The sequence below is a fragment of the Caballeronia sp. LZ035 genome (genome assembly GCF_031451175.1).
GTDB lineage: Bacteria > Pseudomonadota > Gammaproteobacteria > Burkholderiales > Burkholderiaceae > Caballeronia.
Genome location: NZ_JARUXS010000001.1, coordinates 2,406,010 through 2,419,467, shown reverse-complemented (window position 1 = coordinate 2,419,467; position 13,458 = coordinate 2,406,010). Strand labels below are relative to the sequence as shown.

General features: G+C 66.5%; 14 protein-coding genes. 9 read left to right on the top strand and 5 right to left on the bottom strand.

The window, feature by feature from the left end; all coding sequences use genetic code 11:
• The first annotated feature begins 244 nt into the window (after nucleotides 1–244).
• From QCE88_RS11370 to QCE88_RS11360, 3 genes are all read left to right on the top strand, one after another.
• Nucleotides 245–1,543, top strand: coding sequence for an EAL domain-containing protein (locus QCE88_RS11370; RefSeq protein ID WP_309901873.1), 1,299 nt, complete (start codon nucleotides 245–247; stop codon nucleotides 1,541–1,543).
• A 90-nt stretch (nucleotides 1,544–1,633) separates the two neighbouring features.
• A complete protein-coding gene (locus QCE88_RS11365; RefSeq protein WP_309903532.1) occupies nucleotides 1,634–2,173 on the top strand; it encodes a peroxiredoxin in 540 nt (179 codons plus the stop codon).
• A gap of 39 nt (nucleotides 2,174–2,212) precedes the next feature.
• The gene (locus QCE88_RS11360) at nucleotides 2,213–2,692 is read left to right on the top strand and encodes a hypothetical protein (RefSeq protein WP_309901871.1); all 480 of its coding nucleotides are present in this window, start codon (nucleotides 2,213–2,215) and stop codon (nucleotides 2,690–2,692) included.
• On the opposite strand, the gene cydB is transcribed toward QCE88_RS11360, so the two are convergent.
• Both cydB and QCE88_RS11350 read right to left on the bottom strand, forming a co-directional pair.
• Nucleotides 2,693–3,700 (bottom strand): cytochrome d ubiquinol oxidase subunit II, encoded by a 1,008-nt coding sequence (cydB, locus tag QCE88_RS11355; protein WP_309901869.1) that lies wholly within the window; start codon nucleotides 3,698–3,700, stop codon nucleotides 2,693–2,695.
• Between the two features lie 52 nt (nucleotides 3,701–3,752).
• Nucleotides 3,753–5,210, bottom strand: a complete 1,458-nt coding sequence (locus QCE88_RS11350; RefSeq protein ID WP_309901867.1) for a cytochrome ubiquinol oxidase subunit I — start codon at nucleotides 5,208–5,210, stop codon at nucleotides 3,753–3,755.
• Nucleotides 5,211–5,481: 271 nt separating this feature from the next.
• On the opposite strand from QCE88_RS11350, the gene sugE reads away from it, so the two are divergent.
• The 6 genes from sugE to QCE88_RS11320 all read left to right on the top strand — a co-directional run bounded on the left by sugE (nucleotide 5,482) and on the right by QCE88_RS11320 (nucleotide 11,228).
• A complete protein-coding gene (gene sugE, locus QCE88_RS11345) occupies nucleotides 5,482–5,802 on the top strand; it encodes a quaternary ammonium compound efflux SMR transporter SugE (RefSeq protein WP_309901865.1) in 321 nt (106 codons plus the stop codon).
• Nucleotides 5,803–6,083: 281 nt separating this feature from the next.
• On the top strand, nucleotides 6,084–6,713 hold the full coding sequence (locus tag QCE88_RS11340) for a DUF4126 domain-containing protein (RefSeq protein WP_309901863.1): 630 nt from the start codon (nucleotides 6,084–6,086) through the stop codon (nucleotides 6,711–6,713).
• 92 nt (nucleotides 6,714–6,805) lie between these two features.
• Complete coding sequence (locus QCE88_RS11335) at nucleotides 6,806–9,349, top strand: FtsX-like permease family protein (RefSeq protein WP_309903530.1); 2,544 nt, start codon at nucleotides 6,806–6,808, stop codon at nucleotides 9,347–9,349.
• 21 nt (nucleotides 9,350–9,370) lie between these two features.
• Nucleotides 9,371–9,799, top strand: coding sequence for a group II truncated hemoglobin (locus tag QCE88_RS11330; RefSeq protein WP_309901860.1), 429 nt, complete (start codon nucleotides 9,371–9,373; stop codon nucleotides 9,797–9,799).
• 104 nt (nucleotides 9,800–9,903) lie between these two features.
• Nucleotides 9,904–10,635, top strand: a complete 732-nt coding sequence (locus QCE88_RS11325) for an alanyl-tRNA editing protein (protein WP_309901858.1) — start codon at nucleotides 9,904–9,906, stop codon at nucleotides 10,633–10,635.
• Nucleotides 10,636–10,637: 2 nt separating this feature from the next.
• Complete coding sequence (locus QCE88_RS11320) at nucleotides 10,638–11,228, top strand: DUF924 family protein (protein WP_309901856.1); 591 nt, start codon at nucleotides 10,638–10,640, stop codon at nucleotides 11,226–11,228.
• Nucleotides 11,229–11,238: 10 nt separating this feature from the next.
• On the opposite strand, the gene QCE88_RS11315 is transcribed toward QCE88_RS11320, so the two are convergent.
• The 3 genes from QCE88_RS11315 to QCE88_RS11305 are packed head-to-tail and all read right to left on the bottom strand — an operon-like array spanning nucleotide 11,239 to nucleotide 13,341.
• Nucleotides 11,239–11,985 (bottom strand): SDR family oxidoreductase, encoded by a 747-nt coding sequence (locus tag QCE88_RS11315; protein WP_309901854.1) that lies wholly within the window; start codon nucleotides 11,983–11,985, stop codon nucleotides 11,239–11,241.
• A 28-nt stretch (nucleotides 11,986–12,013) separates the two neighbouring features.
• Entirely contained in the window at nucleotides 12,014–12,598 is a 585-nt protein-coding gene (locus QCE88_RS11310; protein WP_309901852.1) for a TIGR00730 family Rossman fold protein, read from the bottom strand.
• Nucleotides 12,595–13,341, bottom strand: coding sequence for a TetR/AcrR family transcriptional regulator (locus QCE88_RS11305; protein WP_309832723.1), 747 nt, complete (start codon nucleotides 13,339–13,341; stop codon nucleotides 12,595–12,597). Before QCE88_RS11305 ends, QCE88_RS11310 begins: the two co-directional genes overlap by 4 nt.
• Between the last annotated feature and the right edge of the window lie 117 nt (nucleotides 13,342–13,458).

Here is a 13,458-nt window from a genome sequence, read left to right as displayed (position 1 = left end):
AGTTTCATATTATGTATGCCCGCGATATCGGTTACAGTGGCGCGGTTTCAGCAGGAAACGGTATCTCCGCCAATGGCCAGCCTTCGCCGCGTTGTGAATTCCCAGCCTCCGTTCGCCTCATGATCGACTTCCTTTCGCTGCCGGCCCGGGCTCGAGCCCGGATCGTCAGGCCGGCCTTCAAGCATCCATCCGACACGCCGACGGCAACGTCCGCCCTCCAGCCCGCCCAAGCGCGCTTCCCGACATGCCTGATTCGTTCCTGAGGCGCTCGATACTGGGGCGGCGGGGCCAGAGCGTCTACGTGGGCCGCCAGCCCATCCTCGATGGCGACGGCGCGCTGGTCGCCTACGAACTGCTGTTCCGCGACGGTCCCGACAATCGCGCGCGCGTCCACGACGACGTGCAGGCCACCGCTCACGTGGTCGCCCGTACGGTGGGAGAAATCGGTGTACCGGCGGTGCTCGGTCCGTATCCGGGCTATGTGAACATGAGCCGCGAACTGCTGTTCGACGACATCGTCCACATCATGCAGCCGCAGCGCTTCGTGCTGGAGCTGCTCGAAAACATCACCTTCGACGACGTGCTGTTCAAGCGTTGCGCGCAACTGCGCAAGGCGGGCTTTCGTTTCGCGCTCGACGACGTCGTGCGGCTCGACGACGCACTGCTCGAAGCGCTCCCCTCGGTCGACATCGTCAAGGTCGATTTCCTCGCCGCCGATCGCGCGCAACTGCCGGAACTGGCGGCGGCGGTGAAACTGCGCGGCAAGCAGCTGGTGGCCGAGAAGGTCGAGACGCACGACGACTTCTCGCAGGCCCGGAAGCTCGGCTTCGATTTGTTCCAGGGATATTTCTTCGCGCGGCCGCAGGTGCTGTCGGCGCGGCGCGCCAGCCCGGCGCGCGGCGCGCTGCTGCGGCTGATGACCGTGCTCGCCGGCGAACCCGGCATGCGCGAACTCGAAACGGAGCTCAAGCGCAACCCGGATATCGTCGTGCAGCTGATGCGCCTCGCCAATTCGAGCGCGCAGACGCGCGGGCGGCGCGTATCGTCGCTGCGCGAAGCGATCGCGGCGGTCGGCACCCGCCAGCTGATGCGCTGGGCGCAGTTGCTGCTCTACGCGGACGGCAGCGGCCTGCCGTGGCGCTCGGACCCGCTGCTGCAACTCGTCGGCACCCGCGCGCGCTTCCTGGAACTCACGGCCGGCGTGCTGCGCCCCGGCGACGAAGCGCTCGCCGACGCCGCCTTCATGACCGGCATCTTTTCGCTGGTGCATGTCGTGCTCGACATGCAGCCGGCGGAGATTCTCGATAAGCTCCATCTGGCAGCCGACATCCGCGCCGCCATTCTCACGGGCAGCGGCGCCCTCGGCACGCTGCTGGGCGTCGCGCGGGCGGCGGAGCGGGGCGATGCGCCTGCCATCGACGCAAGCCGTCTGGCGCAACCCGGGCTCGACGCGCTCACGCCCGCGATGCTGGCCAAGCTGCAGGTCGAGGCGGCGGCGTGGTTTGCCGAGCATCGCCTGGACGAGGACGCCGGCAACGCGTGACGGGCGCGCGGCGCACCCCATCATCGACATTCACCGCAAGGAGCGCGCATGAACAGCAAGTCTCTCAACCGGACGGCGCGGGGCGCCCGCATGTGGGCGGCGGCCATCGCCTGCGCGGCCGTGCTTCATCCGCTCAGTGCGTCCGCGACGCTCAAACCCGGCGATGCCGCGCCCAACTTCACCGCACAGGCATCGCTGGGCGGCAACGTGTACGACTATTCGCTCGCCGACGCGCTGAAGAAAGGCCCGGTGGTGCTGTACTTCTATCCGGCCGCGTTCACCAAGGGCTGCACGATCGAGGCGCACGAGTTCGCCGAAGCGGTCGATCAATACAAGGCGGAAGGCGCGACGGTCATCGGTGTGTCGCACGACAACATCGACACGCTGAAGCAGTTCTCCGTCAGCGAGTGCCGCAGCAAGTTCCCGGTGGCGGCCGACGCCGATTCGAAGATCATCCGCTCGTACGACGCCTCGATGCCCATGAAGAGCACGATGGCCAATCGCGTGTCCTATGTGATCGCGCCGGACGGCAAGGTCATCTACGAGTACACGAGCCTGTCGCCGGACCAGCACGTCAGCAACACGCTGCAGGCGCTGCGCGACTGGAACGCGAAGCACAAGGCGCAGTGAAGCACTGCGGTTTTCTGATCTGAACCCACCGGAGCCGCCATGCCCATCGTCGTCGGACTGATCGTTGTCGGCCTGCTGATCTACGGCGCGATCTGGTCATTCGATACCATTCACGCGCACTTCGGCCTCGGTGCGGCAATCGGCGCGGCGGTGGTCGTGCTGGCGCTCATCGCGGCGGGGTTGATGCGCTGGCGCGCGAGCCGTCGCGAGATTGCGCCGAACCTGAGCCGCGGCGAGCACGGCGACTGGACCCACGAACTCAAGGCCGAGTGGGGCGGCGTGCGGCTGGCGGCGGGCAAGCGCCTGTGCGACGTGCGCGTGGGCGACGCGCAGGGCAGCTACATCTTCGCGGACCTGCGCGGCGCGCGCATGCTGGAGCCGGCCAGCGGCGGCGCGTGGCAGGTCGTGCTCGACGTGCGCGACGCGCAGCACGGCGAATGGACCCTGCCGATGCGCGATCGCGCGCAGGCGCACCAGTGGGCGCGGCTGCTGACGCTTGCGACCCAGCAGAAGCTCTGATCACTCCGCGTGGTAGCCCATGTCGCCACGCACCTTGCCGCGAAACACCCAGTAGGACCAGACCACGTAGATGATCAGCACCGGCAGCAGGAACATCGTGCCGATCAGCAGAAACTGCTGCGAGAGCGGCGCCGTCGAGGCATCCCACAAGGTCACCGACGGCGGCGCGATGAACGGCCACAGGCTGATCACCAGACCCGTGAAGGCCAGAAAGAACAGCCCCATCGAACACAGGAACGGCGTGACTTCGCGGCCCTTCGCGAGACTGGTCCACAGCGTCCAGGCGAGCAGCACGGTCAGCACCGGCACCGGCGCGAACACGAGACTGTCCGGAAAGCCGAACCAGCGCGCCGCGATACGCGCGTCCTTGAGCGGCGTCCACAGGCTGATGAGCACAATGAACGCAATCACGCCGATGAGCGCATAGCGCGCCATCCGGCGTCCCCACTCCTGCAATTCTCCCTCGGTCTTGAGCACGAGCCAGGTCGTGCCTTGCAGCGCGTAACCGAAGATCATGCCGACGCCGGTCAGCAGCGGAAACGGCGCGACCCAGTTCCAGCTGGTGCCGGTGTAGACGCGGCCTTCGATCGGAAAGCCCTGGATGAACATGCCGAGCACGATGCCCTGCGAGAACGTGGCGACCAGCGAACCGAGCCCGAACGCGCCGTCCCAGAGCCGCTTGCGCGCGCCGATCACCTCGCGGAACTCGAACGCGACGCCGCGGAAGATGAGGCCGAGCAGCATGAAGAGAATCGGGAAATAGACGGCCGGCACGATGATCGCGAAGGCCAGCGGAAACACCGCGAAGAGCCCGCCGCCGCCGAGGACCAGCCAGGTTTCGTTGAAATCCCAGACCGGTGCGACGGAGTTGATCATCAGGTTGCGCGACTCGCCGTCGCGGCGCAGCAGGAACATGATGCCGACGCCCAGATCGAAACCGTCGAGCAGCACGTACATGAATACCGCCAGCGCGAGAATGGCGGCCCACAGGGGCACGAGATCGAGCATCGGGTTCTCCGGTTCGGTTCTTGTCAGTGCGATCGGGTGCGCTCAGCGGCGCTCAGGAACGGCCGCGGCCCGGCGGGACGATGTCGTCGCCGCTCACCGGACGCGTCGCGCTGCCCGCACCCGCCGACACCGCCGAGAGCGGCCGTGAGGCGCGCGTCTTCGTGTCGAGCTCGTCCTTCTCGTGCGCATGCGCCACTTCCGCCGGCCCGACGCGCACCAGCCGGCGCAGCAGGAAGAAGCCCGCGCCGAAGATCACCAGATACGCGAGCACGTAGAGCAGCCACGAGAGGCCGACGTCGGCGGCGGTCAGGGAAGGCGTCACCGAATCCTTCGTGCGCAGGATGCCGTACACCGTCCACGGCTGACGGCCTGCTTCGGTGGTGGTCCAGCCGGCGATCACCGCGATGAAGCCCGCCGGCATCGACCAGGTCGCGCAGCGCAGCCAGCGCGTGCTCGTCTCCACCTTGCCGCGCGCGAACAGCACGATGCCCCACAGCACCAGCGCGAACATCAGCAGCGCGATGCCCACCATGATGTGGAACGCGAAGAACACCACCGCGACGGGCGGCCGGTCCTCGCGCGGGAAATCCTTCAGGCCGCGCACGTAGCCGTTCGGATCGTGGGTCAGATAGAGGCTGCCCAGGACCGGAATCGAGATCTCGAAGTGATTGCGCTCTTCGTCCTGGTCGGGGATCGAGAAGATATTGGCCGGAATGCGCGTGCCGGATTCCCACAGGCCTTCCATCGCGGCGAGCTTGGCGGGCTGGTGCTTCAGCGTGTTGATGCCGTGCGAGTCGCCGAGCACCATCTGGATCGGCACCATGATGATCAGGAAAATCAGCGACATCTTCACCATCACGCGGCTTTCCTCGAGCGCGCGCCGCTGTCGCAGGTACATTGCGCCGACGCCGAGAATCACGAAACCGGTCGTCACGAGGAACGCGCTCACGGTATGGCTCAGCCGGTACGGAAACGAGGGCGTGAAGATGACGTCGAAGAAACTGACCACCTCGAACCGGCCGTCGGGCGTGATGCGATGCCCCTGCGGCGTCTGCATCCAGCTGTTCACGGCGAGAATCCAGAACGACGAGATCACCGTACCCGCGGCGACGAACACCGCCGACATGACGTGCGCCCATTGCGGCACCAGCTTGCGGCCGAACAGCAGGACGCCGAGAAATGCCGATTCCAGGAAGAACGCCGTCAGCACCTCGTAGCCCATCAGCGGGCCGACGACGTTGGCGGTGGCATCGGAGAAGCGGCTCCAGTTGGTGCCGAACTGAAACGGCATGACGATGCCCGACACCACGCCCATCCCGAACGACACCGCGAAGATCTTGAGCCAGAACGCCGACAGGCGGCGGTAGACGTCGCGCTTGGTGACCCACCAATTGAATTCGAGCGTGGCGATGAAGCAGGACAGGCCGACCGTGAACGCCGGCAGCAGAATGTGGAACGCGACGACCCAGGCGAACTGGAAACGGGACAGCAGGACCGAATCGACGTGCATGAACGCTCCTTGTGAGGCATTCCTGACAGGGTTGCCAGACCAGACGCCGCGCGCGGGCGCCGGCGTGTTGTGCTCCTGGCTTTCCAAGATTAATACACGGTTTTGATGACGGAGGTCGGGCGCGGCGTCAACCGGACGGGCAATCCGGCGCCGCTGCGGGCGAGCCATGCACCACTTTGGTAAAATCCGGGCTTCGCTTCAAGGCCATGCGGACGACCGCCTGCGCATCGTGTCCATCGGGGACGGCCCCGCTTTCAAGGGAGTCACCCCAATGTCCTGGATCCTGCTGTTCATCGCCGGCCTGCTCGAAGTCGCCTGGGCCGCCGGCCTCAAGACCTCGGAAGGCTTCACCCGTCTGTGGCCGTCCGTCTTCACCCTCGTCACCGCCACCGGCAGCTTCGTGCTGCTCGCCATGGCCATGCGGCAACTGCCCCTCGGCACGGCCTACGCGGTCTGGACGGGCATCGGCGCGGTCGGCGCTTTCGTGTTCGGCATCGTGTTCATGGGCGAGGCGCTCACGGCGGCGCGCGTGTTCAGCGCTGTGCTGATCGTCGCGGGGCTGATCGGTCTCAAGCTCTCGTCAGGGCATTGAAAGTACGTCCGGCGCCGCCGTGCGCTGACGCACCGGGAACGCCGATCGCTTGGGTTGTTGCTGCACCGCGTGGTTTTGCGTGGATATAATGGTCTGAGGTCAACCGGTTTTCGTCAGATTCCTGTGTTTCGTGCGCCGCCCGATGCGCCATCGCACGTTTGGGCCGCACGGCTTCATGGCAGCAGGCGACGTTTTTCATCATCCCCGGCAAGACCGCAATTTTCAGCCGGTCAATCGCCCGCCAGCGGCGAACCTCGGCAGCAGCATCAAGGGAGGCGGCAATGCTTGAGTCACTTTCGCTCGCGGCGGGCCTGTCATGGGCGAGCGGGCTGCGCCTGTACCTGACGGTCTTCATCGCCGGGATGTTCCAGCGCATGGGCCTCGTCCACCTGCCGGATTCCCTCGCCATTCTTTCTTCCCCCTGGGTGATCGGTGCCGCGGCGGTGCTTACCGTCGTCGAGTTTCTCGCCGATAAAATCCCCGCTGTCGATTCCCTCTGGGACGCGGTCCACACCTTCATTCGCATTCCAGCGGGCGCGGTGCTCGCGGCCGGCGCGCTCGGCCACGCCGATCCCGCCATGCTGACCATCGCGGCGCTCGCGGGCGGCACGCTCGCCGGTGCATCGCATTTCGCCAAGGCGGGCACGCGCGCGCTCATCAATCTTTCGCCGGAACCGGTGTCGAACTGGGCTGCGTCGACCACCGAGGATGTCGGTGCGCTCGCGGGCATTACCCTCGCGCTGTTCGTGCCGCTGCTGTTCCTCATTCTCGTGCTGGTGTTCCTCGTGCTGGCGGGCTGGGCCTTGCCGCGGCTCGCGCGCGGCGTGCACGGCGGCGTGTCGCGCATGGCCAAGCACATGCTGCCGCGCACCTATGCGCGTATCGACCGGCTGCGGAGCAAGCACGATTGAGCACCGCAGCGAAGCCCGGTTCCAACCCTTCCCACGTCACACGCAAGGCTGGCGCGGCGCATGCGCCCGTGCGGCTCGGCCTCGTGCCGCTGATGCGCCAGGCGTGGCGCATGACCGCACGCGACTGGCGCGCGGGCGAGCTGACCATGCTGCTGCTCGCGCTCGTGCTGGCGGTTGCCGCGTTGTCGAGTGTCGGCTTTCTCGCCGATCGTATGCGCCAGGGGCTGGCCCGCGACGGCCGCCAGATGATCGCCGCCGATTTCGTCGTACGCGCCGATCATCCCGTCGATGCGACCTTCGCCACTGAAGCGAAGTCGCTCGGACTGGAGACGGCGGGCACCACGATTTTCCCGAGCATGATCAGCTCGACTGCATCACAGCCCGGTTCACAGCCCGGTTCACAGCCCAGCTCGCAGCCCAGCTCGCGGCTCGCGGCGATCAAGGGCGTGACCGACGGCTATCCGTTGCGCGGTGCGCTGCGCATCGCGCCCGCGCTGGATGCCCCCGACGCCCCCGCGCACGGCATTCCCGCGCCCGGCACGGTCTGGGCCGATCCCGCATTGCTCGATGCCCTCAAGACGAAGGTGGGCGGCACGCTCAAGGTCGGCACGAGGACCTTCACGGTGGCGGGCGTCATCACGCGGGAACTGGATCGCGGCTTCTCCTTCGTGAACTTTTCGCCGCGCCTGATGATGCGCGCCGATGAAATCGCGGGCACTGGCCTGAACGGCTATGGCAGTCGGGTCACGTATCGCCTGCTGGTGGCGGGACCGGACGACCGGGTCGAAGAGTTCGCGAAATTCGCGCGCGACCAGGTGGACGGCGGCAAGCTGCGCGGCGTCGGCCTCGAATCGCTGTCGGACGGGCAGCCGCAGGTGCGCCAGACGATCGACCGTGCGAGCCACTTCCTCACGCTCGTGTCGCTGCTGACCGCGCTGCTCGCGGCGGTTGCGATCGCGATGGCCGCGCATCGGTTCGCGCGCCGCCATCTCGACGGCTGCGCCGCGATGCGCTGTCTCGGCGTCAGCCAGCGCACGCTGCGTCTGCTGTTCCTGAACGAATTCCTGGCGATCGGCGTGATCGGCAGCGTGACGGGCGTCGTGCTCGGTTTCGGCGGGCATCTCGTGCTGCTGAACTGGCTGGGCTCGCTCGTTGACGTGGAACTGCCGCAGGCCAGCGCATGGCCCGCACTGCAAGGCATCGCGATGGGCCTCGTGCTGCTGCTCGGCTTCGCGTTGCCGCCGCTGCTGCCGATCACGCGCGTGCCGCCGGTCCACGTGATCCGCCGCGAACTCGGCGACGCGCAGCGGGTCGCGCATGCGGCCTACGGCGTCGGCGTGCTGCTGTTCGCGGCGCTTCTGATCGTCGCGGCGGGCGAGTGGAAGCTCGGCGGCATCGTCGCGGGCGGCTTCGCGGCGGGCTTGCTCGTGTTCGGCGCGATCGCGCGCGCGGCGCTGTGGGCGGCGGCGCGCTTCGTGCGGCGCGAACGCAGCCGCGCGGGCGTGGGCTGGCGCTATGCGCTGGCGTCGCTGGAACGGCGCAGCGGCTCGAGCGCGCTGCAGATCACCGCGCTCGGCATCGGGCTGATGTGTCTGCTGCTGATCGGCATGACGCGCAACGATCTTATCAAGGGCTGGCGCGATGCCACGCCGCCCGACGCGCCCAACCAGTTCCTCATCGATATCCAGCCGGACCAGCGCGCGGGCGTCCTCGACTATCTGCATACACACGGTCAGCCGGCCGCCGTGCTGTCGCCGATGGTGCGCGCGCGGCTCGTATCGATCAACGGCAAGCCGGTGAATCCCGACAACTACGACAAGGCCGATGCGAAGCGCCTGGTCGATCGCGAATTCAACCTGTCCTATACCACCGAGCTGCCCGACGACAACCGCGTGACGCAGGGCACGTGGTTCGGCACGGACGCGAAGCCGCAGGTGTCGATCGAAGAGGGCATTGCGAAGACGATCCGCGTGAAAGAAGGCGACATGCTGCGTTTCGACGTCGCGGGTCTGCCGGTGGAAGCGCCGGTGACGAGTCTGCGCAAGGTCGACTGGAATTCGTTCAAGGTGAACTTCTTCGTGCTGATGCCGCCCGAAGCGCTCGCCGATCTGCCGGCGACCTTCATCACGAGCTTTCATCTGCCCGAGAGCGAACAACGGATGATCGACGGCTTGGTCGCGCGCTATCCGAACGTCACGGCCATCGACGTCGCGCCGATCCTCGCGCAGATTCATCGTACGCTCGCGCAGGTGATCGGCGCAGTGCAGTTCCTGTTCATCTTCACGCTCGCGGCGGGCGTGCTCGTGCTGTACGCGGCGCTTGCCGGCACGCGGGATGAGCGCGTGCGCGAGTCGGCGCTGCTGCGCGCGCTCGGCGCGTCGCACGGCCAAGTGCGCGCGGTGCAGATTGCGGAGTTCGTCGCGGTGGGTGCGTTGTCGGGCCTGATGGCGGCGCTCGGCGCGCAGGGCATCGGCTATGTGCTGGCCGCGCGCGTGTTCGAATTCCATATCGATTTCAATCCGTGGCTCGTGCCGGCGGGCGTGGTCGCGGGCGTCGCCTGCGCGGGCTTGAGCGGCTGGCTCAGCCTGCGGCGCGTGCTCGCGCGTCCCGCGTTGCAGTCGCTGCGCGACGCCTAGTGTTTCACCGGTTCTCAAGCAATGACCGAAGTCAATTCCTCCCCACCTTCCCCTGAAGACGAAGTCCAGCAGCCGACGGCGTTCGAGCTGATCGGCGGCGAAGCGCGCCTGCGCGCGCTCGTCGACCGCTTCTACGACCTGATGGACCTCGAACCCGAGTTCGCGGGCATTCGCGCGCTGCATCCGCCGACGCTCGACAATTCGCGCAACAAGACCTTCTGGTTCCTGTGCGGCTGGATGGGCGGACCGGATCACTACATCAGCCGTTTCGGACATCCGCGTCTGCGGGCGCGGCATCTGCCGTTCGCGATTGCGTCGGGCGAGCGCGATCAATGGCTGCGCTGCATGGCCTGGGCGATGGAAGACATCGGCCTCGACGAGGCTTTGCGCGAGCGGCTGCTCACGTCGTTCTTCGACACGGCCGACTGGATGCGCAACCGTCCCGGTTGAATCGCTGGCTTTTGTATCGGTTCGATTGCGCCGGGTGTACTGCATCATGTCCGCTCGCAGGCGCTTGAGCGCCTCATCCCCGAATACAGCAAGGAAGCACGATCATGGGCACACGCGCGCTATTCCGCGAGGACGCATATCTGACGCACTGCGAGGCGAGCATTACCGCCATCGACGAACAGGGCATTCAGCTCGATCAAACCGTGTTCTATCCGCTCGGCGGCGGTCAGGCGGGCGATGCGGGCACACTGAAGCTTGCGGACGGCACGACGATCGTGATCGCGGATACGCGCAAGGCGAAGTTCGAAGGCGCCACGCCCGACGACGCCATCCACGTCCCGGCACCGGGTCAGGAAGCGGCGCTGGCCGGCCTGAAGGTCGGCGACATGGTGACGGCGGAAATCGACTGGGCGCAGCGCTACCGGCGCATGCGCCTGCACACGGCGAGTCATCTGATCTGCGCGGTGTTGCCGTATCCGGTGGACGGTTGCAGCATCACGACCGACTACGCGCGCCTCGATCTGGCGACCGTCGAGCCGATCGAGCGGGAAGCGGTCGAAGCGAAGCTGAATGCGTTGATCGGCGGCGCGCACGACGTGCGCACCGAATGGATCACCGACGACGAAATGTCCGCGCGCCCCGAACTCGTCCGCACGATGAGCGTGAAACCGCCGATGGGCCTCGGCCGCGTGCGGCTGCTGCGCATCGACGAAGTGGACCTGCAGCCGTGCGGCGGCACGCATGTGCGCAACACGAACGAGATCGGCACATTGCGTATCGCGAAGCTGGAGAAGAAGAGCGCGCGCACGCGGCGGCTCGTGCTGGAACTGGTCTGAGCGTGGCGGCCGAGATCGATCCGCGCGCGCAGGCGGTGCTCGACGTGTGGTTCGGCGCGCCGGGCTCGCCCGAGTTCGGCACCGATCGCAAGTTGTGGTGGAAGAAGAAGCGCGCCTTCGACGCGCAACTGACCGAAGGTTTCGGCGCACTGCTGGTGAGCGCGCATGAAGATGGTCTGCGCGAATGGGAGCGCGCGCCGCTTTCGATGCTCGCGCTGATCGTGTTGCTCGACCAGTTCTCGCGCAACTGCTTTCGCAACACGCCGCGCGCTTTCGCCGGCGATGCTCGCGCGTTGTCACTGGCGCGCACGCTGGTCGCACAAGGCGACGACATGCGACTGCCGAGCGCCTGGCATCGCGCGTTCGCCTACATGCCTTTCGAGCACGACGAGTCGATGCCGAGCCAGCACGAAGCGCTACGGCTGTTCAAACGACTGATGGACGAAACCGGCATCTCGTCCTTTCACGAAGCGGCGCAACGGCATGCGGACGTGATCGCGCGCTTCGGGCGCTTTCCGCATCGCAATCGCATTCTCGGGCGCGCGATGTTGCCCGAGGAAGAAGCCTGGCTCGCCGCACACGGCGGCTTCTGAACGCCGTTCGTTATCTGCCGCCGGTGACGTCGAGAATCGCGCCGGTCACGTAAGACGACTCGTCCGACAGCAGCCAGACGATCGATTCACCCACTTCCTCCGCTGTGCCCGCGCGTCCGATCGGCGTTTGCACGCCCAGCACATGCGCGCGATCCGGCTTGCCGCCGCTCGCGTGGATTTCGGTATCGATGAGACCCGGGCGGATCGCATTCACGCGCACGCCTTCGCGGCCGAGTTCCTTCGAGAGCCCGATCGTCAAGGTATCGATCGCGCCCTTGGAGCCCGCGTAATCGACATACTCGTTGGGTCCGCCAAGCCGTGCCGCCGCCGACGACACATTCACCAGCGAGCCGCCCCGGCCGCCGCGCGAGGTCGACATGCGCCGCGCCGCCTCACGCGCGCACAGATACGCGCCGAGCACGTTGATGTCGAAGATGCGCTTCATGCGCGCCACGTCCATGTCCGCGAGCGCGGAACCGGGCGCGACGATGCCGGCATTGTTCACGACGCCGTCCAGCGGCCCGAAGGCGTGCTCGGTGGCGTCGAACATCGCGATGAGGGAGGCTTCGTCACTGACATCGCCCGCGATGGCGAGCGCCTTGCCGCCCGCCGCGACGACTGCCGCGACGGTGTCTTCGGCGGCCGCGGCGTTGGACGCATAGTTCACGCCGACGGACCAGCCGCGCCGGCCCGCGAGCACCGCCGCCGCACGGCCGATGCCGCGGCTGCCGCCGGTAATCAGGATGACTTTGGACATCGGATGGCTTCCCCTTGGGTCAAGACAGTCAGACGGCGTCGCGCTTCTGGGCCCACTTGTCATGCACGGGCGGCGTGTAGGCGGCGAGCTTCGCGATCATCTCGTCGGGTCCAGCCGCGACCTGGATGATGTCGAGATAGGGCGCGCGCATGAAGCCTTCCTCGACGGTGTGACGCAGCATCGCCATCAGCGGATCGTAGTAGCCGTTCACGTCGAGCAGGCCGACCGGCTTCTGGTGATAACCCAGTTGCGCCCACGTATAGACCTCGAAGAACTCCTCGAAGGTGCCGACGCCGCCGGGCATCGCGACGAACGCGTCCGAGAGATCCGCCATCATCTTTTTGCGCTCGTGCATGTCAGGCACGACGTGCAGTTCGGTCAGGTCCGTGTGGCCCACTTCCTTCGCGAGCAGCAATTCCGGAATCACGCCGACCGCGCGGCCGCCGGCGGCGAGGACTTCATCGGCGATCAGGCCCATCAGGCCGACGCGTCCGCCGCCGTAGACGAGCGCGAGATCGTTCTGCACCAGTGCCCGGCCGAAGGCCTTGGCTGCTTCGGCATAGACGGGGCGGGCGCCGCTCGCGGAGCCGCAATAGACACATACTGCTTTCATTGCCTGGAATCCTTGGTTTCGTTCTTCGCCGCAGGAAGCGGCGATGGTGTTTCGTCGCGCGGCGCGCGGAAATCGGCGAACTCGCGCTTCGGCAGCTTGCCCGACACGAGGTCGTCGAAGAGTTGACGCGAACGGCCGCGCAGATACGGCGCCATGATCGAGATGATGTGCTGGCTCGCCTGATGCAGCTCCGCGCGGATCGCTTCCTGATCGTTGTACTTGCGCGGGTTCATCACGTACTGGTACGACAGCCAGTAGGTGGCGATGACGCCCATGTTGGTCGCGATCACCTGGATTTCCTCGGGCGTCGCGACCATTTCCTGATCGGCGACCAGTGCTTCGCACAAGCGGCTCGCGAAGCGCACCTTGTGCGTGATGATCTGCTTGAAGTGCGTTTCGAGCGTGCGGTTGCGCGCCAGCAGGTCATTGAGATCGCGATACAGGAAGCGGTACGTCCAGAGGAAGTCCGCCATGTATTGCAGATACGACCACATCTCGTCGATGGTCGGACGATGGTCGTCCGGAAAGCGCAGCCGCTTCTGAATCTGCTGCTCGAACTGCGCGAAGATGCTGTTGATGATGTCGTCTTTATTGCGGAAATGGTAGTACAGGTTGCCCGGACTGATTTCCATCTCCTCGGCGATCGTCGTCGTGGTGACGTTCGGCTCGCCGATATCGTTGAACAGTTTCAGCGACAGCTCGAGTATCCGTTCGCGCGTGCGGCGGGGTGGTTTGGCTTCCATGTCGTCCGACCTTGGCATCGGGCCCGCGGCTCGGAATGAGCATTCGCGCGCGGCTTCCGTTGCTGTTACTGAGAATGTCGGACGATTATAAACCGGCCGTTCGGGCGCATCGGCCGT